Here is a 13794-nt window from a genome sequence, read left to right on the forward strand (position 1 = left end):
ATTTAGGTACTGGCGCGGAGTCAATGCGATAAGATCTGGTGAGCTGGGCATCATGGAGGCACTAACAAGTGGTGAAAACGTATTGCAGGCGAGGAGACCATCCCGAATTCTGTGTAACTGCCGTTTAGATTAAATGCTTGCTGATACGGTCATCAAACATAATCATAAAGCGATTTAAAGCAGACGTCCAGTTACGGATGGGCATCGACCACTTTTTAGAGGCCTGCTGGGTTGCCAGATATACTACCTTGAATGCTGCCTGATCAGAGGGAAACACCTTACGTTTATTCACCGCTGTCCGAATCACGCTGTTTAAAGACTCAATAGCATTGGTGGTATAGATGGCTTTTCTGATGTCTTTCGGATACTCAAAGAACACCGTTAAGCCCTCCCAGTTATTACGCCAAGACTTGATGACATGTGGGTACTTATCGCCCCACACCTCATCAAAGTGTTCAAGATTGGCCTCTGCTATCTCAAGCGTATCAGCGCCGTAGATGGCTTTTAAATCAGCCGCTATTGCCTTTTTATCCGTCCACGGCACAAACTTCATTGAATAGCGCACCATGTGTACGATACACAGCTGAACCTGTGCCTTTGGATAGACGGTATTGATGGCATCAGGGAAGCCCTTTAGACCGTCAACACAAGCGATTAAGATGTCTTGTACGCCACGGTTTTGAAGCCTCGGTAAGAACACCTAGCCAGAACTTAGCGCCTTCATTCTCTGAGAGCCACATACCAAGCAGCTCTTTTTACCACTAAGATTGACGCCTAGAGCTAGGTAAATGGCTTTGTTGATGATCTGCTTGTCTTGACGTACTTTGACGACAATGCAGTCCAAATAGACGATAGGATAAACACTACTCAGCGGTCTGTTCTGCCAAGCGGTGATGTCGTCTAAGATATTATCGGTGACTCTTGAAACTAAGCTACTGGAGATATCGACATCGTAGAGCTCTTTGATGCTCTCTACAATCTCGGTAGTGGTTTGGCCCTTGGCGTAAAGGAATATGATTTTATCATCAAGACCTGAGATACGGGTTTGATGCTTACTAACAAGTACAGGCTCAAAGCTGCTATCACGGTCTCTTGGGATTAGAGATCTCAAGATCGCCTGTGTCGCTACGGACGGTTTTTAGTGTGTCCATTGCGCTTATTAGGCTTGTCTGCTTTTTCATGCTTGGGGTAGCCGAGAGATGCTCTTCCATTTCTGCTTCTAAGGCAGTATCGATAAAGGATTGCATGAGCTGCTTTTGAAAGTCTTTGATGTCATCGAAGCTTTTCATGCTGCTGGCCATTTGCTCAGCCAGTTTCTTGATGTCAGATTGGTTAGTCATTGCTTATTCTCCTGTTAGTGGATTATAAGCAGTTACACAAAGTTTGGGAAACTCTCCAGGCGAGTGCGTTTTTCGCCCTTATGCCATTTCCTACGCCTGTTTCTGCTATTAGTTTAGGATTTTACAACACTTTTCTTTATATCGTTTTATTCTTTGTTTTGTATGTCAAGAATATCTTTACCAAGGTCTCTATATGGTTCTATCTGCTGTTCCCTAGTGTTGCTTTGTATACTGCTTTGAGCTTACGAGAAACACCAATATTTTTCTTTATGGTTTTAGCCATTGTGTTTGCTCGTGAGTCTAAGATTTTTAAAAGTGCACTTTGTACCGTGCCAGTTTATTTAATTAAGTTTCAAAACTTCTATATTTTGGGACCTATAGTTTTAATGTACTTTGTTTTTAACGTTGCAAAAAAGGGCATGGGACTGGCGAAAGCATCAATCATTGGAGCGATTACTTTCGCCGCTTTGCTGCTCTCAGCTCCTCTAGCTATACCTTTGGTCAATAAGTTTAGGGTCGCTATGTACGTAGAAGATGGCGGCAGGGCCGAAGAGATCAGTCTCATATCTGGAGCAGGAGAGTTCGTCGTTGAAGGCTTTACCTCAGGCTTATACTTATTGTTTAAACCCTTTATCTGGGAGGCGCGCGGTCTTCTACCTCTCATCCAGTCTATTGAAAACTTATTTATCTTGTTCATTTTATATTTAATCACAAAGCAAGCTTTGTTCAAAAGGCCTGATAAACTGGCATTTTGGTTACTGTTTTTAGTGTTATCTATGTCGGTATATGGTTTGGTGGTGTTCAACTATGGTACAGCCGTCCGCTATAGATATCCTTTTGTTGTGATATATGTTTTATTTGTCTGCGCTGACTGTGAAATCAGTACTTTATTCCAAAGTAAAACCCCTGCTGAACAAAGCCCTGACTCTTAAAAGCTTCTAACTACCACTTCTTAAGACATAAATTGAAATATTATTTATGTCTTTATCTATTGATAATCCCTAAAAATATCGCCTATATTATATTTATATATTCGAATATATGAATTTATAAATATAAATGCTGAGATGCGTTCATCTTATTGTTTTAATAATGACATTCACGAAACTCATTTTAATATGACTCGAAACTAAGTTGAAGACATTATGACTACTATCAAAAAGTTCTTAATATTCTCTAACTGTTTGCACAATGTGTTTAATTTTAGGGGGAAACTTTTAGAGTCTATTGCTCAATTAGGGTATGAGATACATATCGTCGCTCCTGTTTTGAAGAAATATGCCACAGACCATAGTGATTTTATAAGTCGTGGCTATCATGTTCATCAAATTAATATGCAACGCACCGGAACTAATCCAGTTAAAGATATAAAGACTTTTATTCATATTTATCAGATATTGACTAGAGTTAAACCAGAATATGTACTCTCTTATACAGTTAAACCTATGGTATATGGAACGCTAGCCGCATGGCTTGCTAGAGTTTCTTATCGTTTTGTGTTGTTCTCAGGCTTAGGGTATACCTTTCAGCAAGTAGAAGAGACCAATAAGCGCAGCGTATTTCAGACGTGTGTCCATATGCTGTACCAACAAGCATTAGCAAGATCTTCAAAAATATTTTTTCAGAATAGCGATGACTTAAACCTACTAAAAAAACTAAATGTATTTAAGCCAATTATTCCAACAGTAGTGGTGAATGGCTCAGGAGTTGATCTATCTGACTTTAAGGTAATGCCCTTACCTAAAGATGAGTCAGGTAACGTTAAGCTGTCTTTCTTATTAATTGCAAGACTGCTTAAAGATAAAGGCATAGTGGAATACGTTGAGGCCGCTAAGCAGATAAAAAAAGAATATCCAGATGCTGAGTTTCATCTAGTAGGTTCGATGGATGAAAACCCAGCAGCCATTGAAAAAGCACAATTAGATCAATGGATAGCAGAAGGCGACATCATCTATTGGGGCGAGCTTAAAGATGTCCGTCCTGCTATAGCAGCAAGCTCGGTCTATGTATTGCCATCTTATCGCGAGGGCACTTCACGCTCGGTGTTAGAAGCCATGTCTATGGGACGAGCAATTATTACTACCGATGCGCCTGGCTGTAGAGAAACAGTGGTCTCCGGTAAAAATGGTTATTTAGTTCCTGTGCAAGCGATTAATGAATTAACCGATGCTATGCGCCAGTTTATAGAACATCCTAATCTATGTGAGCAAATGGGATTGGCTTCTAGAAACATTGCGGTAGATATGTATGACGTCAAAAAAGTAAACACTCAGATGATAGCGGAGATGGGCTTAGGTTAGATGTTCATTATATAGCGAAATTATGAGTCATCGCTTGAAGAATAATCCAATCTAATTGCCCGTTAAATTTATACTTACATGTCCTGATATAGCTGATTAAAAAAGAGGTATAACGGCTTTAGGAGATGTCAAAAACTGGTGAGGTCATAATATGTTTAAAAGAACCCTCGATTTCAGTCTTGCGCTCACGGTCTTAATTTTACTGTTACCTGTGTATCTGTTGGTAGCATACAAGGTTAAGAGAAATTTTGGATCGCCGGTTATATTTCGTCAAACTCGGTCCGGCCTCAATGGTAAACCCTTTAAAATTTATAAGTTTCGCACGATGAGTGATGAAAGAGATGCCCAAGGCAAGCTATTAGCTGATGAGTATCGGTTAACTGACTTTGGTAAGAAGCTTCGAGCAACTAGTCTTGATGAGCTGCCGCAGCTATGGAATGTGCTTAGAGGTGAGATGAGTATAGTAGGTCCGCGCCCTCAGCTTATGGAATATATGCCTCTATATAGCCCAGAACAGTTTCGCCGGCACTTAGTCCTTCCAGGCTTAACAGGTTACGCGCAAGTGAACGGCCGCAATAGCATCAGTTGGCAAAAGCGCTTCGAGCTTGATACTTGGTACGTGGATAACCGAACGCTGTGGTTGGATCTCATTATATTAATTAAGACGGTGAAGATGGTGATTGGCATGCACGGTATATGTGCAGAAGGAGAGGCGACTATGAGCCGGTTCAAGGGTAATGTCAAACTGTAGTGGTCAACTAATTTAGGACACCTGATAAGAGGTTTTTGTTAAAGTAGCGTTTCTCTTTTTCTAGCGGTGTTAAATAGTCATTAAAACGGTGTGGTCTCACTGACTGATAATAGCCCCAAATATAATCAATAATGGCAGTCCGAGCTTCAGCAATATTCTCATAACCGCCCTTTGGCATCCATTCTGTTTTAAAGCTCCTGAAGAACCTTTCAGTTGGCGCGTTGTCCCAACAGTTACCTTTTCGGCTCATGCTCTGCTTCATGCCATTACAACTTGCCACGGATTCAGCAAACTTCTTGCTAGTGTAATGGGTGCCTTGATCAGAGTGAAACAACACCCCATTTGGCTTTAAGCGCGACTGATACGCCATCTGCAGCGCTTTGGTTGTCAGCATACTGTCAGGCGAATCTGATACAGCAAAGCCAACAATACGACGAGCATATAAATCTAAAACGATAGCTAGGTAGCACCAGCCGCCTTTAATGCGAACATAAGTGACATCACCTGTCCAGACATGATTGGGCGATGTGGGGCTAAAGTTACGGTTCAGTATGTTGTCATGAGCTTTGTGTTCTTCATCACAGTGCTTGTATTTATGCGTCTTTAACTGACAGCTTTTAAGCCCCATGCTGCTCATAAGTTTACCTACCATATAACGGGTCAGCTTGATGCCGTGTTCATTCATTAGTATAGCGGCAATGCTGCGAGCGCCTGCTGAGCGCTTTGAGTCGTTAAATATTTGGCGGACTAATGCTTTAGTTTTGACGGCTTCAAGGCTGATGGGCTTGGGCTTTAGTCCATAGTAGTAACTGCTCCTCAATACCCCAAACAACTTGCATAAAAGGCTTTTACTGGCCTGTTTGTCTTGCTCTGCAAGCTTGCTTATCAGCGATAGCCGTTCAGGCTGTCCAAGGCCAGCAGAGCAGAAGCCTTTTTTAATATGTCGCGCTCCATAGTCAGCCGCTTAACCTGCTTACGCAATTCTTGAATCTCGCGCTGTTCATCCGTTAAAGCGTTGCCGACTTTAGGCGCTTGGCCACTCATTTCTTGACGGTACTGACTCAGCCATTTCTGCAGGGTAGATTTGCCAATACCCAGTGAGCTTGCCACATCAGGTATGGTGCGGTTGTGATCAGTGACTAAGCTAATCGCTTCTAATTTAAATTCTCGGGTATATTGGTTGCGTTTGTTGGTCATACTATTTTCCTTCTTTGGGTTAGTATAGCCTCTTAGCAGTTGTCCAATTTAATTATGCCACTACAAACCGCGTCGTTTATTGCGGACAAATCCGGCATCGGTGGCAGCTCGTCCAAAGCTGTCAATCCAAAAGCGTCCAGAAACTGCGGGGTAGTATGCAGTAGCGCTGGACGTCCTAAAGTGTCTTTATAGCCCTCTTCCATAATCCAACCTTTATCAAACAGCTGTCTTAACAGGCTACTAGATAACGTCACGCCGCGCACATACTCAATGTCGCTACGAGTGACCGGCTGCTTATAGGCAATGACGCTTAGCGTCTCAAGTAGCGCCTGACTAAGACGCTGTTGCCGCTGTGGAAACACACGCTGAATGAGCGCGCTATAGTCATCAGCGATTTGCAAACGGTAGCCGCTAGCGGTTTTATGAAGTCTTAACACACTAGCAGCTAAGCGCTGTTGTAATTCCGCTAATGCTTGCTCTAATTCCTTGGCAGACACAGACAGATGCTTGCGTAGAGCCTTATCAGTCAGCGGTGCATCTGAGGCGTGCAGTAGCACCTCTATTTGTAGGCTATGCTCTTTAGTATTAGCGATATCGTTATTATTTATCATGTCTGTTCTATTTACGAATGAATTAAACGCCAACGGCGAACACTACAGCAACCATTGCAGAGTTAACGAGTTTATCTGGCTAGTCTCTCTATCAGCTTCTACATCGCTACTAACTACGCCTACTAACTGTCTTTTCATGAGCTCTAACACCGCTACAAAGCTCACTACTGCGCCGACTCTGCCTTGCGACTTATCTAAGAGTTGATAAAAGGAGCGAGCACTACCAGTACTTAACTGCCGACTAATGCTAGCGATTCGATCAGATAGGGGCACCGCGTCGACTTTGATGTTATGCATTTGATAATCAGGCTGCAGTTGCATCTTAAATAAGCTATCGACCAGTAGAGTAGGTGAGTAGCAAGGTAGCTCAGCTTGCATGACATCCGTGCTAGGTAGACTGACCATAGCTAAGAACACATCGCGCTCAAGACGAACTAAGCTATCTAAACGCCTGCTTGCTTCTTTAATTTGCGCGTAAGCTTCTAGGCGTTCAATCAGCTCCGCTTTTGGGTCACGTTCATCAGTTGGGGTTTGCGGTTTTGGTAGCAGCAGCTCTGTCTTGATGGCAATTAAAGTTGAGGCCATCAGTAGATAATCACCAGCGAGCTCAAAATGATCACTATCAAGCTCGCTGATATAAGCCAAATACTGCTCAGTGATCGGCAAAATATCCATCTGGGTTAGATCGACGTTGTTTTTTTTGACGAGATACAACAAAAAATCTAACGGCCCTGCGAACTGTTCAAGCCAAATTGCAAAAGCCCCCGGCGGTACATATAAGTCCTCGGGCAGGTTCGCTACTGGCGTTTGATAAATGCGCAGAGCGGCATCAAGCATATCAGTTGACGCCTGGTCGGCTAAATCAGAGGCAGCATCAGGCGCTATGCTAATCGTTGAAGGCATCTTAATCTGACTAGCTAACGGATTATTTGAGTTTCGCTAGCGGGCGAATACCGATGGCGCGGCGCGTTTTATCAAGCTGTTTACGGCTGTGACGGCGAGCTTTATCTGCACCCATTTGCAAGATCTCTTCTAATTCTTTTGGATTAGCCATCAGCTCTTCATAACGCGCGCGGAACGGGGCAATCTCGTTATTAATCTTATCAAAAAGCGCTTGTTTGGCATCGCCCCAGCCAATACCTGTCGCAAATTGCGCGCGCATATCAGCGATCTCAGCAGGAGTAGCAAAGGCTTTGTATATCTCAAAGATAGCCGAATCATCCGCGTCTTTTGGCTCATCAGGCAGCTGTGAGTTAGTCACAATCTTCATAATGGCTTTATGCATTTGCTTCTCTGAACTCACTTGCGGATTGGTTTCGCCAAACAGCGGAATAGTATTACTGTAGCTCTTGCTCATTTTACGGCCGTCAAGGCCTGTCAGTAATGGAATGTCATCATCGACTACTGCGCTTGGTAAGGTGAATAGTGGCTTATATCTATGATTGAAAGTACCAGCGATATCGCGCGCCATCTCAATATGTTGGATCTGGTCACGGCCTACAGGAACGTGAGTGGCATTGAACATCAAGATATCAGCCGCCATCAGCACCGGATAGCCAAATAGACCCATGTTAATACCTTGGTCGGCGTCGACATCATCTTTTTCTAGGTTGATATCGACTGCAGCTTTATAAGCATGCGCGCGGTTCATCAGACCCTTAGCGCAAGAGCAGTTTAAGATCCAAGCCAGCTCGGTAATCTCTGGCACATCGGATTGACGATAAAAGGTTACGCGCTCAGGATCAAGACCGCAAGCGATCCAAGTGGCGGCGATGGTTTTAGTTGACTCATGAATGATAGCAGGATCATAACAACCAATAATACCGTGATAATCGGCTAAGAAAAAAAACGCTTCATCGTCACTATTCTGAATGGACTCAATCGCAGGACGAATGGCACCAACATAGTTACCTAAGTGGGGAATACCGGTGGGTTTTATACCGGTAAGGATGCGTTTGCTTTGTTTTGAAGCGTCTGAATTAGAGTTATCGCTCATAAAATATCCATTACAGTGTTTTTAAATTATGGTGTATAGGCGTTTAGGTGTTAAATCATAACCGCAGAGTATAACAAATTTATCGGCGATTTTTATGCTCGAATAACTGAAGAGTAGTTTATTTAGCCTCTTGTTTATAAATATCGCGGCGGCCGTTAGGACCATGCTTATAGCGCCGATGAAACCACATCCACTGAGTGGGATCAATACGAATGAGGCTCTCTAGTATTTCATTGACTCGCGTGGCATCAGCGACTTCATCTTTACTCGGATAGTTCTCAAGCTTTGGTGTGATTGTTAGATGATAATGTGGGCGCTTACCACGCGGCAGATTATCTGGGGTCTGCCGATAAGTATGCAGCGCCATTACTGCTGGCGGATGGGTTTTACTACCTAGCTTAGCCAAACGCCGTGCCATCGTAATGGTCGCCGCAGGTACACCAAAAAAGGGCGCCATAACCCCTTGCTTGAGGCCATAGTCTTGATCAGGGGAGTACCAAATCACATGGCCCTTATTAATAGAATCAACTAAACTGCGCATATCACGACTAGATATCTGCTTGCCAAAGATATTGGTGCGACCATTGTAGATAAACCAATCAAGCAGCGCGTTATTTTGCGCGCGGTACATACAATCGGCGGCAAAAAACTGCGTACAGAGTAGTCCGCCCAAATCGAGCATCGTATAGTGCGCGCCCAGTAAAATTACCGCACGCCCTTCATTTTGGGCGTTGACTAAGTGCTGCAAACCCGATATCGATACCGTACGGGTAAATACATTAGGACGGAACCAAGCACACAAGGTTTCAAACACTCCAACGCCTTGATTGACAAAGACTTGCTTTGCCATCAGCTCACGCTCCGCTTCCGGCTTCTCTGGAAAAGCCAGACCTAAATTAATCAGCGTGTCACGACGCCGCGAACCTGCTAGTTTGTAAATCAAAATACCGAGCTTACGACCGAGCCAAAACTGATAACGTAGTGGCAAATAAATCAGCGGCAATACTAGCGCTAATACTAGCCAAATACCCCAGTACTTCGGCAATAAAAACTGCCATTCAAAAGGCCTTTTCTCGGCTTGGGCAGTTTTCTTTTGCGTCTCAGTAATCATAGGCGTACCTGCCGGCAGAGCAGGTGATTTTGCTTGCTTATTAGAGACGCTATTTGGTGCGGTAGAGGTTTGGTTATCGGCTTTGCTAGGATCGTATTGTTCGGGCGCTTTCATAAGAAGGTACTATAATAAAAGGTGCTACTATGATGGGGTAGATAAGCTTGCTTTACAAGATGAGTTTTGCTTGTAGCAAGTATGAGCCTGTGTTTGAGCCCAATAATTTATTTACATCGTTGATTACAATGTATAAATCGTCAGGCATAAAAAAACCTTATAAGCAGCGAGCCACTTATAAGGTTTTGCAAAACTAAGCTTAGATGAGCAGCTACTCTTACCAATATCTGACGAGAAATAGAGTAGCGAGCCAATAAGCCATAGCTTCGATTAACGTTTTGAGAATTGTGGGCGCTTACGTGCTTTACGTAGACCAACTTTCTTACGTTCAACTTGACGTGAATCACGAGTCACAAAACCAGCTGCTTTTAGGGCAGGCTTATTAGTTTCGTCAAGCTCGATTAGGGCACGAGTGATACCGTGGCGAATCGCGCCTGCTTGACCACTGATACCGCCACCTTTTACAGTGATGTAAAGGTCGTAATCATTAGGTGATTCAAGTAGCTCTAATGGCTGACGAACAACCATACGTGAAGTTTCACGGCTGAAGTATTCATCAAGTGGCTTACCGTTGACATTGATGCTACCAGTACCTTTCGCTAAAAAGACACGAGCGGTAGACGTCTTGCGGCGACCAGTTCCGTAATTGCGTTCCATAAAATTATCCTTAGATGTCTAGTTCTTTAGGTTGCTGAGCTTCATGTGGATGCTCTGTACCCGCATATAGTTTCAGCTTCTTGATCATCGCATAGCCAAGAGGGCCTTTAGGAAGCATACCCTTAACTGCTTTGTGTAGAACATCTTCAGGCTTATGTGCAATCAGCTTGTTGAAGTTGGTTTCTTTAATACCACCTGGGTAACCACTGTGGCGATAGTACTTTTTATCTTGTGCTTTTTTGCCCGTTACCGCGACTTTATCTGCATTGATGACGACAATGAAGTCACCAGTGTCAACATGCGGGGTATAAGACGTTTTGTGCTTGCCACGTAAGCGAGTAGCGATTTGCGTGGCTAAGCGACCAAGGGTTTTGCCGTCAGCATCGACAACATACCAGTCATGGGTCACTTCAGCTGGTTTTGCACTAAGTGTTTTCATGATAAAACCTTAAATTTAGAATTCGTTGAGAGTTTAGCTGGGAACGGGGCTCTCAAAAAACAGACTGCACATTATAAGCAGTAGCGCTCCGGCTTGCAAGCGCCAATGGGGTTTATTTTCTCCTGCATTACATTAAACAGTCGTATTCAGCAGGTTTTTTACGGGTTTTGTGCTTTTAAGCGATAAAGCACTCGATACCTTATCATTATTTGATGATGAGGTGTTAAGTCTAATCGTAAAAAGCAGTGAGATAATTATGACGTTGACAGCTGATAAAGTCCAGCGACAACTTGTCCTACTTTGTTTTGTTTTAGACACTCAAAGCCAGTGATTGGCTGCAAATTATTATTCTCATTGAGGGTTTCGGCCAATTGCGCCAATTGAGTCGTTAAGTCTTTATCAGCTTCTAAATAGATGAGCGTGCTCGGAGTGAGTAAGTCTTGCTCTATAAGCGTTTTCAAGATAGGCTGCCACAGATCGTCTGCGTATGGCGGATCGATAAAGACAATATCAAACGGCTGGTTAATATCCTGGTCTTGCTGCAATAATAGCTCAGCTTTACCAGACTTTATAATAAAGCTATCCGCCTCTAAACGCAGCTGTTCAGCGCTTTGTGCTAGCAGTTTTGCTTGTGCTGGGTTGGCTTCAATAAAAGTGCAATGCGTAGCGCCGCGAGACAAAGCTTCAAAGCCTAAGACGCCGCTACCTGCACAGCTATCTAATACGCGGGCGCCATGAATGTCAGCGAGTAGCCAATTAAATAGCGTTTCACGCAGACGATCTGGCGTCGGACGCAGGCCCTCACCATCGATAAAGGTGATGTTACGCCGCTTAAACTGACCACCGATGATGCGGACATGGCCGGCCGCTTGTTGCGATCTTGATGTACTATCTTTTGCTTTACCGCCCTTTGGTTTTGAAGCTTTAGTTCTTTGGGTTTTTACTTTTTGGGCTTGCGAGCGGCGTATTGCTGAGGGCTTTTTCATAATAAAACGGTTAAATATTAATAGTTTTAGGGAGTAGAGGTCGCGGCAGTCGATAGCGCTTCTTCTTCTAAAGCTGCGGCCTCAGCTTCGGCGGCGGCTTTGGCTTCTGCTTCACGGATAGCGTCAAGGCGCGCCTTTTCTAACGCTTTGTGACGCTTGATTATCTTTAGTTGATCTGGAGTTGGCGGCATAATAGGGTCTTTATCACGCTGCACGACCCAATAGTCAAAGAGTTCTCGTCCGATAGGGGCGGCTACTGTACTACCGCCGCCGCCGTTTTCGACCAATACTGCTAGCGCAATACTTGGGTTCTCAACTGGCGCAAAACCGGTAAACCAAGCATGATCCCAGTGCCGTTTATCCAGAGCCGATTTGTCATAGCTTTTACCCTGCGCGATAGACTTTACCTGTGCGGTACCGGTTTTACCAGCGATACGATAGTCTTTGGTATATATACGGCGCGCGGTTCCACGCTTTACGGTATCTTCCATAGCATCGTGCATACGCAGCCAGTCGGATGGCTTTCCATTATAGTCGATTTTGCCATCAGGCTTGCTAATGACCTTAACGGGGGCCGCGCCTTCACTGCTTTTTAGTAGATGTGGGGTGATATGATTGCCTTTATTAGCCGTCATCGCAGTGGCGTTAGCGACTTGGAGCGGGGTGGCTAAAAAATAACCCTGACCGATACTAACCGATATCGTCTCGCCCGGCAGCCAGTCTTTATCATAGCGATCTTTTTTCCATTCGGGCGAAGGCATGATGCCAGATTTTTCATTTGGCAAATCGATGCCGGTACGCTCTCCAAAGCCAAATCTAACCATCCAATCATGTAGGCGCTGAATACCCATCTCATAAGCAAGCTTATAATAATAAGTATCGACCGACATCATGATCGATTTTTTGAGATCGACGGTACCGTGACCGCCACGTTTCCAATCGCGAAAACGGTGCGAGTCCCCAGGCAAGCTGAAGTAACCAGGGTCATAGATAGTGGTTTCCCAGTCGCGTAGACCGTAATGAATGCCGCCTAAACCTGCAAAAGGCTTAATCGTAGATGCTGGTGGATACATTCCTTGCAAGGCACGGTTATATAGCGGCTGATCGATATCGTCGCGCAGGGCGCCATAGTCTTTGAATGAGATACCAGAGATAAACGGATTGGGATCGTAGCTTGGGTTACTGACAAAGGCGAGTACATCGCCATTTTGCGGGTCGATAGCGACGATAGCGCCGCGTCTACCATCTAGCTGCTCTTGCGCTATTTTTTGTAGGCCATAATCTAAGCTCAAAGTAATGTCATTGCCTGCGATGGGCGGCTTGGTTTCTAATTGGCGAATGATATTACCATGAGCGTCAGTCTCCACCGACTGATAGCCTGGCTCGCCGAGCAAGATATCTTCGTAATAATCCTCGATACCGATTTTGCCAATCAAGTCTGTACCTGCGTAACGATCCTTATCGATGCGTTTGGTTTCTTTATCATTAATCCGGCCAACATAACCGATCACATGGGCAAACAGCTCATCGTAAGGGTAGGAGCGGGTGAGCTTACTTTGAATAGTCACCCCCTGAAAAAAAGGCTTACGCTCGCTAAACTGCGCCAATTGAGTCTCTGTTAAGTCGATTTTGACGGTGACAGGATCGCGCTTACTGCGAGACAGACGAGACAAAATATCGGTAATATCTTTATCGCTCAAATCAAAAATAGGCGCAAGTAGTGCAAGCACGCGTTCAGGATCTTCGACAATATCTGGGTTAATCATGGCAGTGAATACCGGCTGATTATCCGCAAGCAAGATACCGTTACGATCGTAGATATAACCGCGACTCGGCGGCGCAGATATCAGTTTGATACGGTTATTGTCCGCCTGCGTACTATAACGATCGTGAGCGTACACCTGCAAAAAACCATAACGCACTATTAAACCGCTCAAACCCAAAAAAATCAGCACTCCAAGGATAATAATCCGCCGCATAAACATGCGATTGATCTGTTCAGTATTTGGAGTGAGTGGTTTATTCATAGCAGATCGGGACCTAAAACGAGAGGGGCGACACATATAGCGCTGAGCAATAACTAAGCAATAAAGAGTGCAGCAAATATATAGGATGTTGACAAAAATAACAATAATAATTTCAATCACATAGCGATTTTTTGCGCTAGGTTATAATGTCAGCCAAGCTGCAAGGCGCAGATTATAACAGAGACTACTCACTAAATATAAAAGGATATAACTGTAGCAGGCTATAAGTTCACTAGGGCGTGTTGAACATTCACAAATGCGCACT

Annotated in this window: 14 protein-coding genes and 1 pseudogene; 3 read left to right on the top strand and 12 right to left on the bottom strand. The window is 44.2% G+C overall.

Going from position 1 to position 13794, the window contains the following annotated elements:
• Positions 1 to 124 precede the first annotated feature (124 nt).
• A pseudogene (locus JMY03_RS09775) lies at positions 125 to 1111 on the bottom strand (IS256 family transposase).
• Entirely contained in the window at positions 1083 to 1340 is a 258-nt protein-coding gene (locus tag JMY03_RS13330; RefSeq protein ID WP_265089637.1) for a transposase, read from the bottom strand. The pseudogene JMY03_RS09775 and the gene JMY03_RS13330 overlap by 29 nt, the downstream one beginning before the upstream one ends.
• Before the next feature lie 80 nt (positions 1341 to 1420).
• On the opposite strand from JMY03_RS13330, the gene JMY03_RS09780 reads away from it, so the two are divergent.
• From JMY03_RS09780 to JMY03_RS09790, 3 genes are all read left to right on the top strand, one after another.
• Positions 1421 to 2272 carry a hypothetical protein gene (locus tag JMY03_RS09780; protein ID WP_201603464.1) on the top strand — a complete coding sequence of 284 codons (852 nt, stop codon included), beginning with the start codon at positions 1421 to 1423 and terminating at the stop codon, positions 2270 to 2272.
• Between the two features lie 213 nt (positions 2273 to 2485).
• Complete coding sequence (locus JMY03_RS09785) at positions 2486 to 3640, top strand: glycosyltransferase family 4 protein (RefSeq protein ID WP_201603465.1); 1155 nt, start codon at positions 2486 to 2488, stop codon at positions 3638 to 3640.
• A gap of 151 nt (positions 3641 to 3791) precedes the next feature.
• Positions 3792 to 4391: a sugar transferase gene (locus JMY03_RS09790; protein WP_201603466.1), complete on the top strand. Its 600-nt coding sequence runs from the start codon at positions 3792 to 3794 to the stop codon at positions 4389 to 4391.
• A gap of 7 nt (positions 4392 to 4398) precedes the next feature.
• On the opposite strand, the gene JMY03_RS09795 is transcribed toward JMY03_RS09790, so the two are convergent.
• The 10 genes from JMY03_RS09795 to mrdA form a co-directional block, all read right to left on the bottom strand.
• Positions 4399 to 5331: an IS3 family transposase gene (locus JMY03_RS09795; RefSeq protein WP_201603641.1), complete on the bottom strand. Its 933-nt coding sequence runs from the start codon at positions 5329 to 5331 to the stop codon at positions 4399 to 4401.
• Complete coding sequence (locus JMY03_RS09800; protein WP_201603467.1) at positions 5277 to 5588, bottom strand: transposase; 312 nt, start codon at positions 5586 to 5588, stop codon at positions 5277 to 5279. Before JMY03_RS09800 ends, JMY03_RS09795 begins: the two co-directional genes overlap by 55 nt.
• A gap of 32 nt (positions 5589 to 5620) precedes the next feature.
• A complete protein-coding gene (scpB, locus tag JMY03_RS09805) occupies positions 5621 to 6199 on the bottom strand; it encodes an SMC-Scp complex subunit ScpB (RefSeq protein ID WP_201603468.1) in 579 nt (192 codons plus the stop codon).
• A gap of 42 nt (positions 6200 to 6241) precedes the next feature.
• Positions 6242 to 7036 carry a segregation and condensation protein A gene (locus JMY03_RS09810; protein WP_227675606.1) on the bottom strand — a complete coding sequence of 265 codons (795 nt, stop codon included), beginning with the start codon at positions 7034 to 7036 and terminating at the stop codon, positions 6242 to 6244.
• 88 nt (positions 7037 to 7124) lie between these two features.
• The gene (locus tag JMY03_RS09815) at positions 7125 to 8195 is read right to left on the bottom strand and encodes a tryptophan--tRNA ligase (protein ID WP_201603470.1); all 1071 of its coding nucleotides are present in this window, start codon (positions 8193 to 8195) and stop codon (positions 7125 to 7127) included.
• 118 nt (positions 8196 to 8313) lie between these two features.
• On the bottom strand, positions 8314 to 9420 hold the full coding sequence (locus JMY03_RS09820; protein ID WP_201603471.1) for an LpxL/LpxP family acyltransferase: 1107 nt from the start codon (positions 9418 to 9420) through the stop codon (positions 8314 to 8316).
• Positions 9421 to 9690: 270 nt separating this feature from the next.
• Complete coding sequence (gene rpsI / locus JMY03_RS09825) at positions 9691 to 10077, bottom strand: 30S ribosomal protein S9 (RefSeq protein WP_025647144.1); 387 nt, start codon at positions 10075 to 10077, stop codon at positions 9691 to 9693.
• A 10-nt stretch (positions 10078 to 10087) separates the two neighbouring features.
• Positions 10088 to 10516: a 50S ribosomal protein L13 gene (gene rplM, locus JMY03_RS09830; RefSeq protein WP_025647143.1), complete on the bottom strand. Its 429-nt coding sequence runs from the start codon at positions 10514 to 10516 to the stop codon at positions 10088 to 10090.
• 254 nt (positions 10517 to 10770) lie between these two features.
• Entirely contained in the window at positions 10771 to 11502 is a 732-nt protein-coding gene (gene rsmD / locus JMY03_RS09835; protein WP_201603473.1) for a 16S rRNA (guanine(966)-N(2))-methyltransferase RsmD, read from the bottom strand.
• Positions 11503 to 11528: 26 nt separating this feature from the next.
• Positions 11529 to 13529 carry a penicillin-binding protein 2 gene (gene mrdA, locus JMY03_RS09840; protein ID WP_201603475.1) on the bottom strand — a complete coding sequence of 667 codons (2001 nt, stop codon included), beginning with the start codon at positions 13527 to 13529 and terminating at the stop codon, positions 11529 to 11531.
• Positions 13530 to 13794 lie beyond the last annotated feature (265 nt).

This window comes from Psychrobacter submarinus, assembly GCF_904846685.1.
Lineage (GTDB): Bacteria > Pseudomonadota > Gammaproteobacteria > Pseudomonadales > Moraxellaceae > Psychrobacter > Psychrobacter submarinus.